At 59.2% G+C, this 6,547-nt stretch carries 11 protein-coding genes; 5 read left to right on the top strand and 6 right to left on the bottom strand.

Annotated elements, in window-relative coordinates:
* Positions 1–24: 24 nt before the first annotated feature.
* The 6 genes from EH209_RS23735 to EH209_RS23760 all read right to left on the bottom strand — a co-directional run bounded on the left by EH209_RS23735 (position 25) and on the right by EH209_RS23760 (position 3,361).
* Positions 25–1,095: a Cdc6/Cdc18 family protein gene (locus tag EH209_RS23735; RefSeq protein ID WP_126665271.1), complete on the bottom strand. Its 1,071-nt coding sequence runs from the start codon at positions 1,093–1,095 to the stop codon at positions 25–27.
* 126 nt (positions 1,096–1,221) lie between these two features.
* A complete protein-coding gene (locus EH209_RS23740) occupies positions 1,222–1,653 on the bottom strand; it encodes an FxLYD domain-containing protein (protein ID WP_126665272.1) in 432 nt (143 codons plus the stop codon).
* A 139-nt stretch (positions 1,654–1,792) separates the two neighbouring features.
* Positions 1,793–2,161, bottom strand: coding sequence for a hypothetical protein (locus EH209_RS23745; protein ID WP_126665273.1), 369 nt, complete (start codon positions 2,159–2,161; stop codon positions 1,793–1,795).
* Positions 2,161–2,577 (bottom strand): hypothetical protein, encoded by a 417-nt coding sequence (locus tag EH209_RS23750; protein WP_126665274.1) that lies wholly within the window; start codon positions 2,575–2,577, stop codon positions 2,161–2,163. Before EH209_RS23750 ends, EH209_RS23745 begins: the two co-directional genes overlap by 1 nt.
* Positions 2,577–3,065: a hypothetical protein gene (locus EH209_RS23755; RefSeq protein WP_126665275.1), complete on the bottom strand. Its 489-nt coding sequence runs from the start codon at positions 3,063–3,065 to the stop codon at positions 2,577–2,579. Before EH209_RS23755 ends, EH209_RS23750 begins: the two co-directional genes overlap by 1 nt.
* Complete coding sequence (locus EH209_RS23760; protein WP_126665276.1) at positions 3,062–3,361, bottom strand: hypothetical protein; 300 nt, start codon at positions 3,359–3,361, stop codon at positions 3,062–3,064. Before EH209_RS23760 ends, EH209_RS23755 begins: the two co-directional genes overlap by 4 nt.
* Before the next feature lie 275 nt (positions 3,362–3,636).
* Between EH209_RS23760 and EH209_RS24885 the strand changes: the two genes are divergently transcribed.
* The 5 genes from EH209_RS24885 to EH209_RS23785 all read left to right on the top strand — a co-directional run bounded on the left by EH209_RS24885 (position 3,637) and on the right by EH209_RS23785 (position 6,315).
* Positions 3,637–4,020, top strand: coding sequence for a hypothetical protein (locus tag EH209_RS24885; RefSeq protein WP_249038893.1), 384 nt, complete (start codon positions 3,637–3,639; stop codon positions 4,018–4,020).
* On the top strand, positions 4,007–4,249 hold the full coding sequence (locus tag EH209_RS23770; RefSeq protein WP_126665277.1) for a hypothetical protein: 243 nt from the start codon (positions 4,007–4,009) through the stop codon (positions 4,247–4,249). Before EH209_RS24885 ends, EH209_RS23770 begins: the two co-directional genes overlap by 14 nt.
* The gene (locus EH209_RS23775) at positions 4,246–4,599 is read left to right on the top strand and encodes a hypothetical protein (protein WP_126665278.1); all 354 of its coding nucleotides are present in this window, start codon (positions 4,246–4,248) and stop codon (positions 4,597–4,599) included. The genes EH209_RS23770 and EH209_RS23775 overlap by 4 nt, the downstream gene beginning before the upstream one ends.
* Before the next feature lie 304 nt (positions 4,600–4,903).
* Positions 4,904–5,779, top strand: a complete 876-nt coding sequence (locus EH209_RS23780; RefSeq protein WP_126665279.1) for a hypothetical protein — start codon at positions 4,904–4,906, stop codon at positions 5,777–5,779.
* Between the two features lie 323 nt (positions 5,780–6,102).
* Positions 6,103–6,315, top strand: coding sequence for a hypothetical protein (locus tag EH209_RS23785; RefSeq protein ID WP_126665280.1), 213 nt, complete (start codon positions 6,103–6,105; stop codon positions 6,313–6,315).
* The last annotated feature ends 232 nt before the right edge of the window (positions 6,316–6,547 follow it).

Here is a 6,547-nt window from a genome sequence, read left to right on the forward strand (position 1 = left end):
ACTCACATACGACACACACTCTCTCTATGATGCGTTCGCCAGTAGCTCCAGCTGAATCGGTACCTCGAGATTCTCGTCGATGACTTCGTACTCTGCCCATCTGTTTTCTCCGTGCTGCCTGACGAGATCGTACTCTACCAGTTTCGATAGGTAGTCGTTCACCCGTCGCCTCGAGACAGGGTCGTGATCTCGATCGGCGTAGATCGCGGACCCATGAGTCTCGTACAGTGAGTGGAGCCGCGCGCCATCGACGAGATTGGCGTCGGCGTACCGAAGGAGTTCATAGATCACACAGGGGCCGAACGGTAGGCTCCGGAGATTCGTCTCTCGGATCTTCGTACGTGCGCGGCCAAACGCATCTCGGATATCGTGCTCTCGGATCCGGCTATGGTCTCGTTCTTCGGCGAACTCCGCCGCAGACAGCAGCGACTGGATCCCATAGCGCGCGACGCCGGCGACTTCGTCGGCGATCCACTCCAGTTGTTCATTATGGATGACGCCGGGCTCGAGGCCATGCTCAGCACGGTGCTCGAGAATATCCGCGAGTTCGTCGACAGCGTATCGTTCGAACTCGATCTGCGATTTGAGCGAGAAGTAGTTTTGAAGCTCGTCATCGAGGCGGGCCAGCCACTCTCGAGGTTCATGGACGATCGCGATGACCGAGAGCAGCGGAATCTCGTATAGATCGCGGAGGACCTTCAGGTCGCGGACTGTTTCGGCTTCGTCGAGGATCACGACGTAGGGCTGGTCAACAATGCTCTCGAGAGCGTCAACCAGCTGGTCGGCTGGCGAGTTTGGCCGCACTGCGGCATCGACCCGATGCTTTATCGCGGCTTCGTGGAGGATCGCGCAACGTGTGTTGCTCGAGTTGATCAATGTCCAATCGATGCTGTAGTCACGAAATTCGCGGCGGAGAACGTGTCGAGCGGTCGTTGTCTTTCCGACACCCGATGGGCCATAGATCAGCACGTCCTCGCCGCGCTGACCTCTCGTTGCCGGCTCGAGAGCTCGCGTGAGTTGCTCGCACTCACTATGCCGATGGGGAACCTGTTCCGGGAGCCGCTCGTCGAGAAACACCCATCGTTTGGTAATCATTACTGACCGTTTCAATAGATGGTGTAAAAGGTCTGACGGGCGTTGTTTCGGAGAGGACACCGCGTACTTCCGCTGTAACCCACGAACAGCGAGAGAGACCCGCCCTTAGGGCGAGAGGGCCGTGGATTAGATCGACGTGCTGGTCTCGAGCTCGTACTCGTCGTATTCGGACGACCCAACGGTCGTCACAATTTCGAATGAGAGCGTTGAGCCGTCTGCCACATCATTGAAGTTATCCATCCCGTCACCGACGCGGGTACCCTCCGAATCGTAGAAGAGGGCTGAAACTTCAATGTAACTCTGTTCTTCGCCAGTGTTGTTCTGGATTTTCCCCTCGATGTTGACGGAGTCGCCGTACTCTGCCTCGACAGCCTCGTGTTCGAGGATTTCGACCGACCCACTGTCGCCGCCGTTCTCGTTCCCGTTCTCGTCACCGTTCTCGTCACCGTTGCTGCTTGCCGAGTCTCCGTTATCCTCGCTCCCACTGCACCCTGCGAGCAGCGCGGTAGTTGCTCCACCAATACCAACGATCGCTTTGCGTCGAGTTAGTTCCTGCATCTGTCAGTACCTCCCCTGTGCGGGGAATGCTACCCGCCCGCTGTGACACGGGATACACACTCCTAAAGTCAGGTAGTTGAACATAATAGGTGATTTGAACCTTATGTAGCTGTTTATTTCAAATATTCATATATTCTGACTATAGGAGTGAGCTATCCCCGAACCGTTCGCGCTGGGCCTCGAGTGACCTGCAGACGTCGGCGTCAGCCGGTGGCAAGACTTGCTTGATGGCCATCCCGACACGAGCCATGTGCTTGCATCGAGTAATCTCGCCACGACCAGGCCCGCCACGGAAGCGCCAGTCGTCACAAGTGCACCGACCGGCGCCGGCGTCAACGACGTACTCGCTGTAGTCTTCACTACCAGTCCCGACGCCCCAGAGGCCGCCGCCGATCTCCCAGATCCCCATCGGCTCCTCCGCTGCTCGCCGGTCCCGCGTGAGCGTCTCAGTATCGATGCCGACAGCGCCGTCACTCGAGCGAGCGTGGGTATGACTCGAGGCCGCCATCACGAAGACACCTCGTCCCAGACGCCGGCGCGTTCGGCGGCCTCGTGGTGCGCTTGCAGCCAGTTTCGAGCCTCGTGCTTCGCCGCGGCGATCTCGTCGGCGCCCCAGGCGTCGTCCCAGTCGTCGATGTCCTCGAGGAGATCCGCGAGCGCAGCGGCGATCGTCTCGTCGACGACGTCATCGATGTGGTCATCGATCGTCTCGGCGGCACCGAAGACGTCTAGCCGACGGTCCTCGCGATCCTCGTCAGCCGAGAGCTCGTAGACGTCCTCGGCGACCGAGACGTACCGCTCGAGGTCGGGGCCGTGATCGTGGTGGCCCTGGACGACCTCGTAGACGCGGTTGTGGCAGATGGTCTCGTCGAACTCGTTCGCGCGCTTGTGGGCGAGTTCGTTGAGCCGCTTCCGAGCCTGCATCACTCGTCACCTCCCTCGGTGCCGTCGCGATCATGGACTCGATGAACGACCTCGAGGCGCTCCTTCGGATACGCGTACGTCTTCTTGTCCTCGAGGGAAAGGTCGGTCTGGTCGGGGAATACGCACTCGACGACGTCGTCGTTCGGCGGGTACTCTGGGTTGACGTCCGCGACGGTCAGCCCGTCCTCGAGCTCGTAGGCGTCAGCCTGGAGCGTGTCGAGGTTGACGACGAGCATCGTCGCGTCGGGGTCCTGCTCGTCCTGGACGTGGTCGCCGACGCCGATCGGCTGGGACTGACCCTGTTCTTCGCCGCCGTCGGCGCGCAGCCCGTCGTCGCTGGCGACGATGATCTCCGAGCCATCGGTCCCGTCGACGTGCTCCGGGCCCGCTATCGCGCGAGCCTCGGCCAGCTTTCGCATTTCCTTTGCGGCCTCGCGCTCGAGGGCCTCCGCGCGCCGACAGACGTGATCGTAGTCGCGGACCATCATCGGCGTTCCCCTCCGTCGGTCGCGACCGCTCGCCCGCCGATCGGGCCGATGTAGCGCCGTTCGCGGGCCCCGCAGTCGGGACAGGCACAGTCGCCGTCGTGGTCGTACTCCGTCCCGCAAGCGGTGCACTCGACGCGCTTCGTCTCGGCGCGCTTCGTCTCGACGTCATCCTCGTCGTCTCCCTCGTCCTCGAAGTGATCCGAGGGGACTCCGTGGCGGTTCTCGAGGGAGCAGTCGCGGCAGATCCGGCGGTTCGGGCCGGTTAGATGGCCGCACTGTTTACAGTTGCGCGTCATTGGTCGATCACCGATTCCGAAATCGTTTCGTGGGTTCGCGTTTGAGCGTTCATTGCTGGTCTTCAGCACGGTCGGGGGCGCTCTAACGCCCGCCGGCCACAGACTTCTGCGGCCGATCTCCCGTGCACAGTAATGTCTATGCGACCCATTTACTTAAAGGTTTGCCTATGTGGGAACGTATTCCTATTTGGGATCATTTGCTTTTGTGGGAAGGTTTATTGATATGGGAACTGTGTGTCCATATGGTAATGGAGGTAAAACAACCCGCCACTACGATGGCACGACGACGCGCGTTGCTTACTGATCGTGAGCGGGAACTGATCGCTGAAGATGATCCGGACGACGAGAATCGCCGTTACCAGGCGATCTCGAGGGCCCGAAATAAGATTCAGGATGAGCTTCCCAACGACGTTGAGCTACTTGCGGAGAACCACCCACAACTCCTATCGGAGCTCCAGAACGTCGTTTGCGAGGATGTAGGTACGCTCTCGGAGTACCGTGAGCAGCTACAGGTTGCGCACGAGCAGATCGGCGAGACCGAATCCGCGCTAGACGAGATCGAAGCTGCGTTCGAACGCGGAGATCCTGACGCAGCACGCAAAGCACTCGAGCAAGCTCAAGACGCGATTTCAGACGGTGATCCGAATGACTCAGACTAACCGAGAACCCCGATCCGATCTCGAGTGTCGCGAGGAGGACGACGAACTGTGTTTGCTCCGAGGCGGCACGCTCGGCTACGACTATGAAGGCTCTCGCGCTTCGCTCGAGGCGTTTGCCGAAGACGACTCGGATGCGCACAAACTGGTACCGAGAGACGAAGAATACGCCGAACGGAAGCGCCTGACCAATGGCGAGTACGACACTCCGCAGGAGTGGGTGGAAGCATGAACGACTTCATCCATCACCGTTGCCCACGTTGCGACGAATCGATTTTCTTCGACGAGGAGAACCAGATCTGCGACAAGTGCGAGTGGGGTCTGGATGAAGACGATGACGAAGCACTCCCGTTCAGGTGCGAATGGGAGGTCGGGATCAACGAAGCCGGTGATGCCGACGACTGGAACCACTACCATCCACTTGCGAAGTCGGAAGAGGAAGCCAAGCGGAAGGCGCAGCAAGAGGCCCGAGAAGACGGTTACACCGATCCGTACCCGTACATGTGCACTGGGCCGTACAAGCCTCGAGACCCGATCCGTGTCGGCGAGGAGATGATCGAGGAGGTGTTTGAAGATGGCTGAGCGCACGTGGTCGTCAGTCCTGTGCCTACTGTTCGGCCACAGTTGGGTCGGCCACACCGCCTACAAGCTCAAGAACGACATGGGGCGTGCTTTGCACGGTGACCTGTGCGAAGTGTGCGGTAAATTCCAGCCCCGTTCCGATGGAAAGGCGCGGTATGTAGACACGGGTAGTGAACAGTAGCGAGCGTCTGTTAAACTCCTGTTTAACTGAGTGATCCACTCGGCGCAAGTACTCTCCTGCTCCCCTATACACCACAAGCTATAAGTGGTTGTCCCCCTATGTACTACATAGAGGCGAACACCAATGCACGAACTCACCGACGCCACGAACATCGAACTCGAATCGGCCACGTACGAGAACCTCTCCGACGACTACACCGACAACCGAACCGACGAGGTTGAGGTTAGCCGTTGGTCGAAGAAGGGCGACCGGCTGTACATCAACGGCCCCGCGAAGTACAAAAAGAACAGTACCTTCTTCGACCTCGTCGCAGGCGAAATGCAGGATCTCCCCGGCAGCCGGGATGTTACAGTCGAGCGCGACGGCGACACCGTCACGATCACCGTGGCGGACACGGGCGGGCTCGGATACGACGAGGAGTGGACGTTCGTTCTCGAGATGGCGTTCCCCGGTCAGGAAGACGAAGACGAAGACGGTGGGAACGAGGACGATCGCGAGGTCGCGACCGACGGCGGCGAAGAAGAAGAAGAAGCCTCCGAGGACGAAACAACGAGTGAGCAGGATGACGTGGCCGAATCGCTGTCAACGAAGCGCCTCAGCGACGAGTCGCGAGAATGGACCGTCGAGGTCGACACCATCAACGACGGGCGGCCCGCGGTCCGCGTGTCCTGGGAGCCCGACACCGATGCCTCGCTCCCCACGGTCGACGAGGAGCGACTCCCGCACGACTGGCAAATCGTACAGTTTGGCGTCGGCGTCAGCAGCGAGATCGGCGAGAGCGACGACAAACGGTATCTGGTGATCGCGCCGCAGAAAGCCAACAGCGAACCCGCGATGTACGACGCGCTCGCACGAGAGTTGACCGCGTCGGAGCTACGCGACTACCTCGCCGTCGAGCGGTTTGGGTACTCTCAGACTGGTTGGGCCAAGGCGTCTGGTCTCAACAGGTCCAACGTCTCCGAGCGCGTCAATTCAGCGCGTCGGAAGATCAGCAAGTAGCCTCACAAGAGTCCATCTGAAACCGCAGTGTGGTCGGGACGCCAACTTCAACTGCTTCGAGCACCGTCTGAAGCGGTTTGGTCTGGTCTCCGCAACCACAAAACTGTATCGGCGTGGTTGGACACCCGACAACGGACGGACACAGGACATTACTCGCCTAATGTACACTGTCGGCACTACTCGTCAATAAATCACATACTGCGATACGTATGGTGTAGGAGGTCTTCAAAAGGGCGGATGTCGTCTAGACTAATAATACGGTTCGCACATATCCACAGGAAATAAACCAAAGAACAATATGCGCGCGTGACGTGTCTATAACCATGCAGGGGAACGATCCGGATGAGTTTGACCGTGTGGACGCAGCCCGTCTGATCGTCAAAGAACAGGACTCAGACGAGATGTACGAGACACTCAAGATGGTTGCTCGAGAGATGGCGAAGACAGGAAACGGCGTCCAAGCAGCGGACCTCATGCGGAAAGAGGCCAACCGGACGTTGACGAGTGTCTCCGACACCGAAGACGTTGCTGAATAACGACGGCCCAGCCGAGATTTTCTTTTTCGAGCCCCAAACCAACGAAGGGGTCCCCCCGGGGACCCCTTGGAACTCTAATCCGCCGATAGAGGCCCCCTCTCGAGGGGGCCTATTGTTTCCTGCTGTGCTACTGCACAACTACTACTACTACTACTAGAAAGTAGTAGTGTAGTGTGTACACAGCAGGTACACTCTTTGGGAAAACCTAAGTGCCTGTGTACACACTGTGTAC

The sequence above is a fragment of the Haloterrigena salifodinae genome, assembly GCF_003977755.1.
Taxonomy (GTDB): Archaea; Halobacteriota; Halobacteria; order Halobacteriales; family Natrialbaceae; genus Haloterrigena; species Haloterrigena salifodinae.

Coding starts and splice junctions, on each gene's coding strand:
- EH209_RS23735 (WP_126665271.1), bottom strand. CDS start 1,095: ATGATTACCAAACGATGGGTGTTTCTCGACGAGCGGCTCCCGGAACAG.
- EH209_RS23740 (WP_126665272.1), bottom strand. CDS start 1,653: ATGCAGGAACTAACTCGACGCAAAGCGATCGTTGGTATTGGTGGAGCA.
- EH209_RS23745 (WP_126665273.1), bottom strand. CDS start 2,161: ATGGCGGCCTCGAGTCATACCCACGCTCGCTCGAGTGACGGCGCTGTC.
- EH209_RS23750 (WP_126665274.1), bottom strand. CDS start 2,577: ATGCAGGCTCGGAAGCGGCTCAACGAACTCGCCCACAAGCGCGCGAAC.
- EH209_RS23755 (WP_126665275.1), bottom strand. CDS start 3,065: ATGATGGTCCGCGACTACGATCACGTCTGTCGGCGCGCGGAGGCCCTC.
- EH209_RS23760 (WP_126665276.1), bottom strand. CDS start 3,361: ATGACGCGCAACTGTAAACAGTGCGGCCATCTAACCGGCCCGAACCGC.
- EH209_RS24885 (WP_249038893.1), top strand. CDS start 3,637: ATGGCACGACGACGCGCGTTGCTTACTGATCGTGAGCGGGAACTGATC.
- EH209_RS23770 (WP_126665277.1), top strand. CDS start 4,007: ATGACTCAGACTAACCGAGAACCCCGATCCGATCTCGAGTGTCGCGAG.
- EH209_RS23775 (WP_126665278.1), top strand. CDS start 4,246: ATGAACGACTTCATCCATCACCGTTGCCCACGTTGCGACGAATCGATT.
- EH209_RS23780 (WP_126665279.1), top strand. CDS start 4,904: ATGCACGAACTCACCGACGCCACGAACATCGAACTCGAATCGGCCACG.
- EH209_RS23785 (WP_126665280.1), top strand. CDS start 6,103: ATGCAGGGGAACGATCCGGATGAGTTTGACCGTGTGGACGCAGCCCGT.